Raw genomic sequence first — 14,851 nt, 5'->3', positions numbered from 1 at the left:
TGGATTTACATAAAAACCATGGTTTCTATAAATATCCCCCTTTAAATAAACATTAATTAACTTTATTTACCATATATTTAACCTTGAAATCAAGCTCTCTCTATCCTATAATTTTGAGGTTTAAAGGAGGGGGGATGGAACTTGAGAGGTTTCAAAAGGATGAAATAAACGGCTATACAATTTACTTAAAGCTTTCAGGTCTCAAAGGAGTCTCAACAAAAAACGCTGAAATTTTAAGACAGATAGCCGAGGATGAAAAAAAGCACTATGAAATTTTAAAAAAATACACAAAAAAAGAGATTAAACCCAACAGTCTCGTAGTTTTTTTCTATGTTTTGATGGCCTACATTTTTGGCATAGTTTTCAGCATAAAAATGATGGAAGCAGGTGAGGATAAAGCACAACAAAATTACTCATCAATCCTTAAGGATGTAAAAGAGGCAGAGTCTATCATAAAAGATGAAGAAAATCATGAAAAACAGCTTGTTGAAATGTTAAAAGAGGAGCGTATTGAGTATATCAGCTCGATGGTGCTTGGCATAAGTGATGCAATTGTTGAGTTAACAGGAGCCTTAGCTGGTGTTTCCCTTGCTCTGCAAAACCCACGCCTGATCGGTGTAGTTGGTGTTGTTACAGGCATTTCTGCTGCTTTGAGTATGGGTTCAAGCGAATATCTCTCGCAAAAATCAGAAGGTCAACAACATCCACTAAAGGCTGCTTTTTATACAACAGTGGCTTACTTTATAACGGTAATTATGCTTGTGGTTCCGTTTTTTATCTTTGAAAAGTTAATCTTTGCACTTCTTTTGATGTTTTTTGATGCAACTGTTGTAATATTATTTTTTAGCTTCTTTGTTAGTGTTGTTAAAGAGGTTTCGTTTAAGAAAAGTTTCTTTGAGATGTTTATTATAAGTTTCAGCGTTAGCATCATTTCCTTTGGCATAGGTTATCTTGCAAGAAAAATATTGAATATAAATGTTTAAGGAGTAGATATGGAGTTAAAAGAAAAGTTTCTTTCTATGATTGAGTTTTCTTTAGGATGTACGGAGCCCTCAGCCATCGCATACAATACATCTTTTGTGGGCAAATACCTACCCGATGCTACAACTTTAAAAATAGAAATCGATAAGATGACTTTCAAAAACGCATTTGCTGTTGGTATTCCAAATTCAAACGGTCTGCATGGCACAAAAAACGCTGCAATTTTTGGTTTTTTGATCGCAAACCCTGATTTAAAATTGGAGATATTCAAGGGATTAAATAATGAAATAAGAGAGAAATTTAACAGCTGTCATCTAAAGGTAGATATAAAAATCTCAGACAAAAAATACCTATACATCCATACAACGGCAAAAAATAAAAAAGGAGATGCGGTTGAGGTTATAACCAAAAAAACCCACACAGGCATCACTGCTCTAAAAAAGAACTCCGAATACATAATAAAAAAAGAGAACGAAAAAATTGAGGAGATTGAGTTTGAAAAAAAGCTATATAAACCCAAAGAGTGGCTGAAGATCGTTGATGAGCTTTATAGTATTGAGGGGGTTAGAAAAAAAGTTAAAAAAGCTATAGACACAAATATAAAAGCAGCGGAGTTTGCAAAGCGGTATACCAAAGATGAGAATTCTCTGGTGTTTGGTGCGGTGTATGCCAGAATGGGAGGTGATAATATAGAGGTGGCAAGCTGTGCAGGTAGTGGAAACAAAGGCCTTACGGCAATTATTCCTGCGGTAAATTTTGCAAAACAAATAAACGCCGATAATGAACAGACAACAAAGGCTGTGATTTTATCATGTCTTATAACATCGCTTATTACGGCAAAATTTGGTTTTGTTTCCTCCACTTGTGGAACGATCCATGCAGCAGGCGTTGGTGTGCTTGGAGCTGTGTTATATTTGCAAAATAGATTTGATAGATTTTTTGATGCTTTCAAGATATACGCTGAGGGAAGTTATGGCGTTTTTTGCGATGGTGCCAAAAAAGGATGCGCTGCAAAGGCAATACTGGCTCAAACTGAGGCGTTTAATGCAATCAACTTTGCATTATCAAACATAAAAATTGAACCAACAGATGGTTTTTTGGGTGAGAGTTTTGAAGACACATTGTCAAATTTTGCTCAATACGATGCGTATTTTAAACTGTTTGACAGAGAAACAATAGACATACTGCAAAAAAAGTTTTAAAGGAGGATTGGTATGGGTTTTAAAACAAAACTTGTTTTATACGGCATTGGTTCTGTTATTATTTTCCTTATTATTTTTGGAGCCTATGCTATATGGTGGAATATTGATCAGCTCAAAGTTAGAGAAAACCACACCTATTCACTGCTGTTGAAGGTAGAAAAACAGAAGATTAAAAACTTAGTGGAAACGGTAGCCTCAAACTACATAAAAATGATCCAAAATGGGGCAAGTTTAGAAGATGTGAAGTTGGCCATATTTGATGATCTAAAAAGAATCAGATACGATAACGGCAACTACTTCTTTGTTATCGATCAAAACGGAAAAATGATACTTGATCCACCAAAACCCAGCCTGAATGGTCAGGATGTTCTTGGTCTAAAGGATAAAAAGGGGCATTATCTGTTTCAGGATATGATTAAAATATCAAAAACAAAAGGTGCAGGTTATGTTTTTTACTGGTGGAAAAAACCAGGTGGTGGTATTGCACCAAAAATTTCATATATAATGACCATACCCAAACTCAAATGGATAATTGGCAGTGGTGTATATCTTGATGAGATCAATAAAGCTGCCTCTATTCAAGCTGCAAAAATAAAATCTGAGATGGTTTCATCATTCACTATTTCAATTATTGTTGTACTCGTTGCTCTAATTATAGTGGTATTTGTGGGTATGGCATTGGCAAACAAGTTGGTTAAACCAATCAACCTGATGGCGAATGAGTTGGATGAGCTTGCTAAAGGCGAAGGTGATCTAACGCGTAGAATCAAGCTTGATACAAACGACGAATTTGAGAATTTAGCCAATAAATTCAATAGCTTTCTTGAGAGCTTGCAAACGCTTGTTAGAGACATCAGAAAATCAGCAAACGATGTTATGAGTAAGTCAGAAACTACAGCAGCCCAGGCTATAGAGATGTCTTCAACCGTTGAAGAAACTACAAGAAACCTTGAGGAGATGGTGCAGGCAATTAACGATATGAATGAGGCTGTGCATAATGTTGCACAATCCACAGAAGGCATCAATATGCAGGCTGAAACAGTTAGCGAAATCAACCAGAGGATGCTTAAGGACATTGAAGAACGAGTTAAACGAATGAACTATAACGCAGACCTTGTCAGAAAAGCAATGACACAGATTAATACAGTGGGTGAATCATCAAAGCAGATAGGTCAAATTGTTAATGTGATAAATGAGATTGCCGATCAAACCAACCTTCTTGCATTGAATGCAGCAATTGAGGCTGCCCGTGCTGGTGAGGCAGGACGAGGCTTTGCTGTTGTGGCAGATGAGGTAAGAAAGCTTGCAGAGAAAACGCAGCGGGCAACAGAAGAAATCAAATCAATGATAATTAAGATGCAGGCCGATGCTGAAAAATCGATTGAGATGACCAAAAAAACAGAGGATGGCATCTTGAAAGAAGCCGAAAAAGCAGTTGAGGATGAAAATAACATTAAAGCAATGGTTGAGCAGATCAACAAAACTATCGAGGAGATAAACTCAACATCTGCAGCAACGCAGGAGCTTTCATCCACTGTTGCAGAAATCAACTCTCAGGCTGATGAAATCAGGCAGGCTGCAGAGGATAATTCAAAAGTTACAGAGCAGATCGCATCTCTTGCCGAGCAGCTAAAAACATCATCTGAACAGCTCACATCGATGGTATCTCGTTTCAAAGTGTAAATTAGCGGGGGCTTTTGCCCCTTTTTATTTTTCCAACAAGACTTTTAGCTGCCAACATTGTAAGCTTATTTAATGCTTTAACAGAAGAATAGGTTGAGTTATCTTTTAATTTTAAGCTTTTTAAAAATTCAAATTCATAGCTGTTTCTGCCGCAATTTATAAGAAAATCTACATCGATTTTTGCAGTATAGCTTTTTTTTATAAAAACAAGCTCAAAATCATATACATTAAAGGAAATCCTGCAAAAAGCCTCCGAGGGTAGGGCAGGTTTAAATCCGTTTTTTGCTAACGCTTTATAAAAGGTGTTTTTCAGCATGTTGCATGGTAAATCGATCCAGCGGGCATCTTTGAATGGTTTAAAACTAAAGGGCGAATTTTTGTAATAGATAAAATAGCTGTCAAACGGGGCAGGGCAACCTGCAAGAGAAATATAAACAGTTGATGGTTTTTTTATCTCTTGGGATGGCTTTATGGGTGGTGATATTGAATAGAGTGTGGGCTGCTTTAGCGGTGCAAAAGAGCACCCTGCAACAATAAAAGCAGCCAGTATTATGCAAATTTTTTTCATCACTGACTCCTTCCCCTTATTAATATTTGAGGATTGTGGTTAATTTCATCAATTAAGCCTCTGAGATGTTGATTCGTAATCTTTAAAGATTGAATTAAATCATAAACTGCAGGGAGTTCATCACTGTTGATCTTATTCAACATCCTGTTTGATCTGGCCGAAAGGTTGTCTATCTTTTTTAAAGTAACCTTAAGCTGTGGCATAACATCTCTGCTGCTTTTTAATAGTTTGGCAAGCTCTACTGCATCGCCGTTTAAATTCTCAAGCAGTTTATTGAGCCTAAAGATAGATGAATGAACATCCTTAATCGTTTTATTGTTTAGCAATTGATTAATCTTATCAACTGCAACTTTTAATGAGTTTATCAAAGGCGGCAGTTGTTGTGTTATCGATTGTATTGTTGAAGGAGCAGCATCGATCTGTGGATATTTTAAACCGTTTAATCTATTCTTGATTTTGTGTTTTTTATAGAATAAGTTGACATAGGCGATGCCGGTTAAACCGTTTGAAGATATTTTTGCCTCTATATCGTCAACGCTACCCAATTTTCTGCTTAGCTCTATATAAATCAGAATATAGCGAGGATTTTGTCTGTAAATTTCAATTTTTGAAACCCTTCCCACATCAAGGCCGTTGTATTTAACAGGTGAGTCTACATGTAAACCAGCAACAGAATAAGGCGTGGGTATAACATATTTTGCCTTTAAGTTTTTTTCCTTTGGTCCTAAAAACCACAAAACAATTACAACACCAGCAATTGAAAACAAAATTACAAATATGCCAACAAGCACATACCTTGCCTTAGGCTCCATTTAAAAATCTCCTTCCTCTATAGCCAAAAAACAGTTCTTTTAGCCATTTATCCTCAACCTTTAAAATATCTTCAGGCTCACCCTCGGCCAAAATCTTTTTATCTTTAATCAGACATGCCCTGTCTGTTATACCAAAAAATGTTGCAAGATCGTGCGTTATCATTACAACCGTGATGCCCATCGTCTCATTGAGCTTTTTTATTGTGTTATCAAAATCATCTGCACTTACAGGATCAAGACCGCTTGTTGGCTCATCAAGAAAGATAATATCGGGGTCTAAAACTAAAGCCCTTGCAAGAGCAGCCTTTTTTCTCATGCCGCCTGACAGCTGGGAAGGATATAAATCAAATACAAAATCATCAAGACCAACAAGCCTCAATTTAAATCGCACAATATCATCAACTGTATCTTTATCTAAGGAAGCATTTTCTTTTAGCGGCACTGCAATGTTTTCTCCTACAGTCAACGATGTGAATAAACTTGCAGCCTGAAACATTACACCGTATGACCTCAACACAGCTTTTCTTATTTCATCTGATACACTTTTCAAGTCTATTCCGTTTACCTTTATTGTGCCATCAAAACTATTAAGAAGCAAAATCGAGCGCATGAGGGTTGTTTTGCCAGAGCCACTTTTTCCCAGAATCGTGTATATTTCACCTTTTTTAACAGTAATATTTACCCCATCAAGCACAACCCTATCTCTAAACGAAACCCTTAAATTTCTTACCTCTATTAAATTCCCATCCATCTAAACAACACCGAAAATATTGCATCAGCTATAATAACGGCAAAGATACTATCGACCACGCTAATTGTAATGTTTTTGCCTATACTTTCAACATTCCTTTGAGTGGTAAAGCCCTTAAATGAGCCAATGGCTGCAATAAGAATCGCAAAGGCTGGCGCTTTTAAAATACCTGAAAAGAATGTATGCAGACCTATAGCCTGATGAAGACGCAACATAAAATCGTGAGGCGATACACCAAGCGAAATATCAGCTACAACCATTCCGCCAAACACACCCACAACATCTGCAAGAACAATCAATAAAGGCACACTGATTAGCAGTGAAACAACCTTGGGAAAAACCAATACATCGAAAGGTTCAATACCCATTGTTTTGATAACATCTATCTCCTCTGTCACCTTCATTATGGCAATCTGAGCTGTATAGGAACTGGCAGAGCGCCCTGCAAGAAGAATCGCAACAAGTAGTGGACCAAGCTCTCTAAACACCGAAATCGTCACTATATCCACAACAAATATATTTGCACCAAACTGTTTTAGTTTTATAGAACCGTGATAGGCTATAACGGCACCGATCAAAAAAGAGATTGTGGTCAAAATTGCAACAGCTTTTAGCCCCATAAGCTCAATATCTGCAACAATCGATTTAATGCGAATCCTTTTTGGATGGGTCAATACATCGATTATATTCAATACTACTATGCCCAAAAAAGACAGAAAGGCATAAAATTCCTTTAATCTTTCCACAACAGCCAAACCTAACTCGTTGAAAAATGCTACAACAAAATTGACTTTACTTTTTTCTGTTTTTTTAAAATCGATATAGTTTTTAACAAGTTCAAAAAGGTCTTCCTGTTTGTGATTTTTGATAATTTTGGGAAAGTGCTTTATTAAATAAACGGCAAACGACGAATCGAGGCTTTCTGCTTGTGTTATATCAACTACATTGAATCTTTTTTGTTTTGTTAATTTTTCAAGTTCATGCAGTGTTTCGAAGTTTAGCGTTCCTTTTAGAATCAACTTATCGCCATCTGTTTCTATTAAAATTCTACCTTTTGTTTGTGAGTATGACACCACCAATTACCAGAATACCACCAATAAATTCATACAAACCAAAACTTTCATTAAAAAATAAAACGCTTGTCAAAACACCAAATACAGGCACAAGATTTACAAAAACACTTGACCTTGATGCACCTATAACCTCAATCGATTTATACCAGGCACTAAAGGCAAAAACTGTTGAAAATACAGCCATATAAAGAATACTCAACCAGCCTTTAAGCGGATAGTGGATAAAGTTTTTCAAATCTCCAAAAATTATAGCTACAGGCAAAAATAATACAGCACCAATCAATGAAACAAGACTTACTGTTTCAAATAGATTCATTCTAACCAAAGCTTTTTTTGTCAAAACAGAGTAGATAGCCCACATCGTTGTGGCAACAAGCATCAAAAGACTGCCGATATTGAAATCTAAAACAGAAAAGTTACCCTTTAGCACAATAAACGATACGCCAATAAAAGACAGAATAATGCCTGCAATCATAACTAAATTTACCTTTTCTTTTAAAAAGATCGCTGCAATCAGGGCTGTTATTGCAGGATTAAAGCCAGAAACAAGCGAAACATCACTTGCTTTGGCAAACCTGACGGCAAATAAAAAGAAAACTCCATATAGAAATATACCTGTTAAAGCCATCAAAAACAGTATTGTAAAATTATCTTTTAGCTTTAATAAAAGATTGAAAGGCGAAAGTTTAAATAAAAAAACAAACAGAACAAAAACCAGACTAAATCTAATAAAGGCAAAACTAAAAGGGTGGATAACCTCCACCCCTACCTTTGCAATAGGAAAGCCTACTCCCCAGAAGAAGCAGGCTAAAACTACTAAAAAATATACATGGTTATTTTTCATTAAAGCATTAGAAAGCCTTTTTTATCTTATCTGCTGCAGATTTTATCTCCATGTATAAAAGTCCAAGCTTTACCTTTTCTTCGGCCATAACCATTAAAACAGCCTCTTCACCTGCTGATGTAATAACAATGTAGCCTTTATCACCTTTTATGGTAACCTGCTGTGGGATTCCCTTTTCCAGTTCCTCTACAGCCCTTTCAGATAAAGAAAGCAGTGCGGCCGACATTGCAGAAACCCTATCTTCATCCATCTCACTTGGTAAGTAGCTTGAAATCATCAAACCATCCGATGTGACAAGTGCTGCTCCCTCGATATGCTGGCTTGAATTTACAAGCTCCTGCAGCGTTCTGTTGATTAATTCTTCCTTCATCCTTTCAACCTCCAAATTTTACTTACTTTAGCATAACATAAAGATTTAGATTATCAAGTTTTTTTAAAGTTTATAGCCAATCCTCAAGCCACCCCAGTGCTTACCATCAAACATAACAGGTGCTGATAAATCATACATTAGAACACCGACATCTCTGGGATAGGGTTGCAGCAGATATTTTCTCTGGGTATTTTGAGCAGCAGATAATCCCGTAAAATCGTTAAAGATTCTCATTGAGCGATTACCTACAAGGTCTTTTTTATAATCACCCGTCAAAGGCTTATCGTATTTTGAGTTATGCGCAGGTAGGTATCCGTTTTCATCAACAAGCACAACAAACACTATTTTTTTACAGTTTTCAAGGAGTTTATCCTCAACAGGTTGAATATATTTCTTAGCAAAATCGGTAAATTTTGTTTTATATTTTTGAGGATTCGTGTTTTCAACTGGAATATAGTTTCTATCCCATAGGTCATCTTTTGATATCTCACCATTTTCAACCGCTGTATTAAAAATCTTTTCAATTTCTGCTACGCCATTTTTAAGTGTCTCTATCAATGTTTTAAAGATCTCATCCTCTTCTATCGTAAGCTCAATAATATCCCACTCACCATCTCGTCTCATATATGAGCCGTCTGGCTGCTTAACCATACCTACCTTTTTTGCCATATAACCATTTTTTATAATCATATCCAGATAAACACTGAAAAGCTGTGGGTAGGGACAAATCGTTGTGCCAAGAAGAGCTCCTCCAACACCTGTTGGGCAATACATACATCTATCTTTATGTATCCGAATTACAACACTTTTTTCATCGCCATCAACCTCATATCCATCAGCAAAAAACAAAAAATCATTTAAATCATCAAAAATCTCCCTATAAAGCTCCTTGTTTAGCGTTCTTCTATCTATAAAAGGAAATGTATTATTCTGCATTTTGTGTCGTGCAAGCCTTAAAGCGGCTGTTTTCATAGAAGGAATAAGCATCGCTTTACTCATTATGCCAAGATCAAATGTAGCCCCCATGGTGCTTGCCCACAGCAGATGAGCTCCATCCAACTTTTTAAATCTCTCCATCTTTTCTTTCTGGCTCATCTTCAACCTCCATATCTATACTAACTTTTAACAACTGAGAGTTTAGCAAACCTCTAAATATTATTCAATAATCTTTATAACTTGCCCCAAAAACAATTTTGTTGTAATCTTGGCATGTGAAACTTACTGTAGTGGGCGATGTTCAAAGAGAAATAGAGTTTAGCGAAAATGAGAACCTGCTAAAACTGCTTGCAAAAAACGGTATCTTTATTGAGGCATACTGTGGTGGAAGGGGCATTTGTAGAAAATGCCAGATAAAATTTATAGATAATGCACCGCCTCCCTTTGAAATAGAAAAAGAGGTATTTTCACATAAACAGTTAGAGGAAGGCTACAGGCTTGCATGTCTTCACAAGGCTACAGCATCAACAATCAAAATCACAAAAGCAAAAGGGGTTGTAAGTTTTGCTGAAAATCAACAATGTTGCTGCGATGATGATAAAAAGCATGCTACAATAGACATAGGCACAACAACAATAGCCATCTCTTTAATAGAAAATGGTAAAGTTATAAAAAACATAGGCATTCTCAATCCCCAGATTCCCTTTGGAGCAGATGTTATCAGCCGCATCACATACTCAGACCAGCACGGAGAAAAACTATTAAGCAACATTCTCAATAAAGCAATATTGGAAACTATTAAACCCTTCAATCCTTCATCGATTGTTGTTTGTGCAAATCCAACAATGCTTGCCTTCTTTTTGTGCAAAAATCCACACTCCATAGGCACATACCCCTATAAACCCTTGTTTTTTGGTGATTTACATACCAGATGGCATAATTTTGAAACATATATTCCACCTGTTGTAAGCGCCTTTGTTGGTTCAGATATTACGGCTGGCTTGATATTGTTAAAAGAGGTTAAAGAAAACTACCTATTTATCGATATAGGTACTAATTGCGAATTTGTAATTAAGTATAAAGATAGTTATTTTGCTGCAAGTGTGCCTGCAGGTCCTGCACTTGAGGGTAGTGGCATAGATTATGGAACAATTGCAAAAGAAGGCGCTATTACTTCTGTAGATTTTGATAGCAGTTTTAAAGTTAAAACAATCAACAACAAAAAGGCAACAGGTATAACAGGAAGCGGCCTAATCAGTGCAATTGCTCTTTTAAGAAGAGTGGGTTTTATAGACAAAGATGGGAGACTTTTGGAAAACTGGGAAGCCGAAGGTGATTTTCAACTAATAAACAGGCTTAAAAAAGAGGGTTTTTTGCTTGACAATAATATCTTTTTAACGCAAAAGTCGATAAGGGAATTTCAGCTTGTCAAGGCATCACTGGCAGCATGCCTGGATATTCTTTTTAAAAAACTCAACATTGATATGCCGGATAAGGTTTTTATAGCTGGCGGTTTTTCTAAATCATTAACAAAAAGGGATTTAATCGACAGCGGCTTGTTGCCTTTTGATAAAGATTTTGTTATGCTTTCAAACAGCTCTATAGCAGGGGGTAATTTATTGTTCTGTGAAGAAAACAGAAAGTGGCTTAAGGAAATTGCAAAAAATATCCAATACATTGAAATAGCAAATGAAGAAGGATTTGAGAGTAAATTTATAGAAAAGATGGCGTTTGATGAGTGAGGCAGAAATTAAGGCGATTGGCTTTTGTGCTGCTTTTTTGACAACCTTCGGTTTTGTGCCACAGTTTATAAAGCTTATCAAAACAAAACAGACCGAGGGGTTAAGCCTGCTTATGATGATTCAGATTTCATGTGGGCTTCTTTTGTGGTTGATATACGGTATTTTAAGAAAAGACATTGTCTTGATTGCAGCAAACGGCATAGGCCTTGTAATTATGCTTTCAACTATAGCCATTTTTTTACTTATAAGGGGTAAAATATGGAGCTAACCATTGCAACATGGAATGTAAATTCAATAAGGGCAAGACTCAATCAGGTTTTAAATTTTATAGACGAAAATAATATAGATATTCTGTGTATTCAGGAAACCAAGGTCGAGGATAACCTTTTTCCTAAAGAGGAATTTGAAAATTTAGGTTATGAGGTTGCAGTGTATGGTCAAAAACGATTCAATGGTGTTGCAACCATATCTAAATTTGGTTTTGAAGCTGTTGAACCATATCCGGATCAAAAAAACCACAAACGACTGCTTATCAGCAAAATTAAAGGTATTACGATATTCAACGCATACTTTCCAAACGGTCAAAGCCCTGACAGTGAGCATTTCATCTACAAACTCAATTTCATAAACAACCTCAAAAAATACCTTGAAGATAACTATAAAACAGAGGATAACATTATAATTTTAGGTGATTTTAATGTTGCAATGGATGATATAGATGTTTATGACCCGGTGGCTATGGAGGGTAAGATTGGGTTTCACATAAAAGAAAGAGAGGTTTTAAAAAATCTTTATCAGTGGGGATTTATTGATACATTTAGAAAATTCAACAAAGAAAAAGCCTTCAGCTGGTGGGATTACAGGGCGGGTAATTTCTGGAAAAATATAGGTTTAAGAATCGATTACATCTGGGCAACAAAGCCTCTGGCTGATAAATGTATCAACTGCTATATCGATAAACGGGAAAGAAAAAGAAAAAAACCATCCGACCACGCACCGGTGGTTGCAGTTTTTAGACTGGAGGGCTAAAATGATGACATATCAGGATGTTGTTTTATCTTTAAATCAATTCTGGAAAGAAAAGGGCTGCATAATACTTCAACCATACGATATTGAGGCTGGTGCTGGCACCTTTCACTGGGCAACAACGCTAAAATCATTGGATAAAGATGAGTGGAATGTAGCCTATCCAGCACCATCAAGAAGACCAACAGACGGCAGATATGGCGAAAACCCCAACAGGCTACAGCATTACTATCAATATCAGGTTATCATGAAGCCATCGCCTGAAAACATTCAACAGCTTTATTTAGAAAGCCTTGAGTATTTAGGCATAAAGCTCAATGAGCACGATATTAGATTTGTTGAGGATAACTGGGAGTCACCGACACTTGGCGCCTGGGGTCTTGGCTGGGAGGTGTGGCTTGACGGTATGGAGATAACGCAGTTTACATACTTTCAGCAGGTTGGAGGATACGATCTAAAACCGATACCTGTCGAGATTACATACGGCACAGAGCGATTGGGCATGTATATCCAGGGTGTAGATAATGTGTTTGATATGAAATGGAACGAAAAATACACCTACGGCTACATTCATAAGCACGATGAGTATGAGTATTCTGTATATAACTTTGAGGTTGCAAATACATCGATGCTATTTAAACTTTTTGATATGTTTGAGGATGAGGCAAAAAACTGCTTAAACGCTAAATTAGTAAGGCCAGCCTATGATTACTGTATGAAATGCTCCCATATTTTCAACCTGCTTGATGCAAGAAACGCAATAAGCACCACAGAGAGGGCAACATTTATAAAACGGGTAAGAGATATGGTTGCGCTTGTGGCCAAGCTTTATGTGGAGGGTGAATTATGAAACTGTTGTTCGAACTATTTACCGAAGAGCTTCCAAACAGCGAGATGGTAAACCTTGAAAGCGAAATTACAGAAAATTTAAAGAAACTACTTGAGAAAAATAGTGTATCATACAGCGAGCTTAATTTTTATATGACTCCAAGAAGAATAGCCATAAAATTTAAGTTTGATGAGACAATAAAAGCAGAAGACTTAAAGGTTATGGGGCCACCAAAAAACATATGCTTCGATAAAGATGGAAACCCAACAAAGGCTCTGGAAGGATTTTTGAAGAAAAACAACGCAACAAAAGAAGATATCGTTTTAGAAAATACAAAAAAAGGCGAATATGTAGCGATTGTTAAAAAGGGTCAGGAAAGTGAGGCAAAACCCATCGTTGTAAATATAATGGATGAGCTTTTCAAAATCATTCACTTAAATAAACAGATGCGATGGGGAGAAGGAGAGTTTGAATTTGTAAGACCCGTTCACGGTGTTGTTTTTTTGATTGACGATGCAGTGGTTGACTTTGAGTTTAAAGGCAAAAAGGCAACATCAAAAACATACGGCCATCGCTTTTTATCCGAAGGTAGTTTTGAGGTTAACTTTGATAACTACGAAGATATCTTGAATAATCATTATGTAATTGTTGACCACAAAGAAAGACGCAAAATCATCTTCAATCAGCTCAATGAAATAGCAAAAAAATACTCAGCAAAGCTTATTTACGATGATGATTTGCTTGATGAGGTTGTAAATTTAACAGAATATCCTACTGTAGTTGTTGGTAGATTTGAGGATAGATTTTTAAAACTACCCAAAGAAGTCCTCATTACCTCAATGAAGGATCACCAAAGATACTTTTCCTTTTTAAAAGAGGGCAAACTACTCAACATTTTTGCTGCTGTAAGCAACATAAAAACCCAGAATATGGATGTTATAATAAACGGCTATGAGAGGGTTTTAAGGGCAAGATTCTCTGATGCTGAATTCTTCTTTGAAGAGGATAAAAAGAAACCGCTTGAAAGCTTTGTAGAGAAACTTGATGAAATGATGTTTCATGAAAAATTGGGCAGCCAGCTTGATAGAACCAACAGGCTTGTCAACCTTGCAGGCTTTATAGCTGAAAAATTGGAATTTGATGTAGAAAAGGCAAAAAGAGCTGCCTATCTATCAAAAGCAGACCTTTTAACCCAGATGGTTTATGAATTTCCAGAACTGCAGGGTGTTATGGGCAAAGAGTATGCTCTTCTTAGTGGCGAAGATAAAGAAGTAGCTGAAGCAATTTATGAACAATACCTACCAAAAGAAGACGAAATACCCAAAACAGCAAGCGGCATAGCATTATCTATAGCAGATAAAATCGATATAATCGTTGGTGGATTTTATGCAAACCTTAAGCCAACAGGGGCAAAAGATCCGTATGGCTTGAGGCGGGCGGCATTAGGAATTATACGAACATTGATAGATAACAGGCTATTTTTAAACCTTGATGAACTCATAGATAAATCAAAGGCTATCCTTGGCGTAGATGTTGACAATAATCAGATAAAAGAGTTTATCAAAACACGATTTATAAACTACTTAAGCGATTATCCGTTTGATATTCTAACTGCAGCTTCAGACAACTTTGAAGATATATATGAGACATACTTAAGGGTTAAAGCACTCAGTGAATTTGCCAAAAAAGACACCGATAAAAAAGGTCAATATGCAATTAAAAGGATATTTAATATTGTTAAGGATTTTGATGATATCGATGTCGATACTACACTTTTAAAAGAAAAAGAGGAAAAAGAGTTATTTGAGGCAATAAAGGGCATTGAAGAAAATATAGAGGTTTATGCTAAAAATAGAGCTTACCTTGAGATTTTAAACAGCGTTGCTGCAATAGAAAATACAATCAGTCGCTTTTTTGATAATGTAATGGTTATGGATAAAGATGAAAAAATCAAGAACAACAGGCTCTCTTTATTAAACCGCATAAGAAAAGCCGTCCTGAATGTCGGCAATTTTAAATATCTGGAGATTTAGC

Annotated in this window: 15 protein-coding genes; 8 read left to right on the top strand and 7 right to left on the bottom strand. The window is 36.3% G+C overall.

What is annotated here, in order from left to right; translation table 11 throughout:
- Window positions 1-134 precede the first annotated feature (134 nt).
- From EK17_RS04450 to EK17_RS04440, 3 genes are read left to right on the top strand one after another with little or no spacing between them, the layout of a single operon-like run.
- The gene (locus EK17_RS04450) at window positions 135-983 is read left to right on the top strand and encodes a VIT1/CCC1 transporter family protein (protein WP_035587864.1); all 849 of its coding nucleotides are present in this window, start codon (window positions 135-137) and stop codon (window positions 981-983) included.
- Between the two features lie 9 nt (window positions 984-992).
- Window positions 993-2,183 carry an L-serine ammonia-lyase, iron-sulfur-dependent, subunit alpha gene (locus EK17_RS04445; RefSeq protein ID WP_035587863.1) on the top strand — a complete coding sequence of 397 codons (1,191 nt, stop codon included), beginning with the start codon at window positions 993-995 and terminating at the stop codon, window positions 2,181-2,183.
- 12 nt (window positions 2,184-2,195) lie between these two features.
- Entirely contained in the window at window positions 2,196-3,866 is a 1,671-nt protein-coding gene (locus EK17_RS04440) for a methyl-accepting chemotaxis protein (protein ID WP_035587861.1), read from the top strand.
- Window position 3,867: 1 nt separating this feature from the next.
- Here the strand turns inward: EK17_RS04440 and EK17_RS04435 are convergent, their stop codons facing one another.
- From EK17_RS04435 to EK17_RS08995, 7 genes are all read right to left on the bottom strand, one after another.
- Entirely contained in the window at window positions 3,868-4,434 is a 567-nt protein-coding gene (locus EK17_RS04435; protein ID WP_035587859.1) for a hypothetical protein, read from the bottom strand.
- Complete coding sequence (locus EK17_RS04430; RefSeq protein WP_035587857.1) at window positions 4,434-5,246, bottom strand: MlaD family protein; 813 nt, start codon at window positions 5,244-5,246, stop codon at window positions 4,434-4,436. Before EK17_RS04430 ends, EK17_RS04435 begins: the two co-directional genes overlap by 1 nt.
- Entirely contained in the window at window positions 5,236-5,997 is a 762-nt protein-coding gene (locus tag EK17_RS04425; RefSeq protein ID WP_035587854.1) for an ABC transporter ATP-binding protein, read from the bottom strand. Before EK17_RS04425 ends, EK17_RS04430 begins: the two co-directional genes overlap by 11 nt.
- Complete coding sequence (locus EK17_RS04420) at window positions 5,982-7,070, bottom strand: MlaE family ABC transporter permease (RefSeq protein ID WP_051904422.1); 1,089 nt, start codon at window positions 7,068-7,070, stop codon at window positions 5,982-5,984. Before EK17_RS04420 ends, EK17_RS04425 begins: the two co-directional genes overlap by 16 nt.
- Window positions 7,045-7,914: a DMT family transporter gene (locus EK17_RS04415; RefSeq protein WP_035587849.1), complete on the bottom strand. Its 870-nt coding sequence runs from the start codon at window positions 7,912-7,914 to the stop codon at window positions 7,045-7,047. The genes EK17_RS04420 and EK17_RS04415 overlap by 26 nt, the downstream gene beginning before the upstream one ends.
- 7 nt (window positions 7,915-7,921) lie before the next feature.
- Complete coding sequence (locus EK17_RS04410; RefSeq protein ID WP_035587847.1) at window positions 7,922-8,284, bottom strand: roadblock/LC7 domain-containing protein; 363 nt, start codon at window positions 8,282-8,284, stop codon at window positions 7,922-7,924.
- Window positions 8,285-8,347: 63 nt separating this feature from the next.
- Window positions 8,348-9,379 carry a hypothetical protein gene (locus EK17_RS08995; protein ID WP_051904421.1) on the bottom strand — a complete coding sequence of 344 codons (1,032 nt, stop codon included), beginning with the start codon at window positions 9,377-9,379 and terminating at the stop codon, window positions 8,348-8,350.
- Window positions 9,380-9,495: 116 nt separating this feature from the next.
- Here EK17_RS08995 and EK17_RS04400 point away from each other — a divergent pair, with 116 nt between their 5' ends.
- The 5 genes from EK17_RS04400 to glyS are packed head-to-tail and all read left to right on the top strand — an operon-like array spanning window position 9,496 to window position 14,850.
- The gene (locus EK17_RS04400; protein WP_084675078.1) at window positions 9,496-10,962 is read left to right on the top strand and encodes an ASKHA domain-containing protein; all 1,467 of its coding nucleotides are present in this window, start codon (window positions 9,496-9,498) and stop codon (window positions 10,960-10,962) included.
- Window positions 10,955-11,230 (top strand): SemiSWEET family sugar transporter, encoded by a 276-nt coding sequence (locus tag EK17_RS04395; protein WP_035587842.1) that lies wholly within the window; start codon window positions 10,955-10,957, stop codon window positions 11,228-11,230. The genes EK17_RS04400 and EK17_RS04395 overlap by 8 nt, the downstream gene beginning before the upstream one ends.
- The gene (gene xth, locus EK17_RS04390) at window positions 11,221-11,991 is read left to right on the top strand and encodes an exodeoxyribonuclease III (protein WP_035587839.1); all 771 of its coding nucleotides are present in this window, start codon (window positions 11,221-11,223) and stop codon (window positions 11,989-11,991) included. Before EK17_RS04395 ends, xth begins: the two co-directional genes overlap by 10 nt.
- A gap of 4 nt (window positions 11,992-11,995) precedes the next feature.
- Window positions 11,996-12,838 carry a glycine--tRNA ligase subunit alpha gene (locus EK17_RS04385; RefSeq protein WP_035588071.1) on the top strand — a complete coding sequence of 281 codons (843 nt, stop codon included), beginning with the start codon at window positions 11,996-11,998 and terminating at the stop codon, window positions 12,836-12,838.
- The gene (glyS, locus tag EK17_RS04380) at window positions 12,835-14,850 is read left to right on the top strand and encodes a glycine--tRNA ligase subunit beta (RefSeq protein WP_051904420.1); all 2,016 of its coding nucleotides are present in this window, start codon (window positions 12,835-12,837) and stop codon (window positions 14,848-14,850) included. Before EK17_RS04385 ends, glyS begins: the two co-directional genes overlap by 4 nt.
- Window position 14,851: the final 1 nt, after the last annotated feature.

Source organism: Hippea jasoniae (assembly GCF_000744435.1).
Classification (GTDB): Bacteria; Campylobacterota_A; Desulfurellia; order Desulfurellales; family Hippeaceae; genus Hippea; species Hippea jasoniae.
This window is presented reverse-complemented; position numbering and strand designations above follow the sequence as displayed.